Below are 241 nucleotides of genomic sequence, written 5' to 3' on the forward strand. Positions count from 1 at the left end.
GCCAGTGACTCCACCGTTGCATACTCAAATAGTTCCCGTACTGGTAATTCGATTTGAAAGATTTCCTGTAAACGGGAAACTACTTGAGTAGCTAGTAGTGAGTGACCAACGATTTCAAAAAAGGAATCCTGAACACTAATATTTTTTACACCTAACACTTGGATCCATACGGAAACGATGACCTCCTGCACTGGTGTTCGTGATGAAGTAATATCTTCAATTATGAACAGTGCTTCCAATT

At 39.8% G+C, this 241-nt stretch carries 1 protein-coding gene; it reads right to left on the minus strand.

All coding sequences use genetic code 11. The features are described from left to right. Positions 1–241 (minus strand): phosphopantetheine-binding protein (locus tag JDS98_RS29835; protein ID WP_199634647.1); only part of this gene is annotated, 241 nt, incomplete at both ends.

Source organism: Bacillus cereus group sp. N11, from assembly GCF_016483605.1.
Classification (GTDB): domain Bacteria; phylum Bacillota; class Bacilli; order Bacillales; family Bacillaceae_G; genus Bacillus_A; species Bacillus_A toyonensis.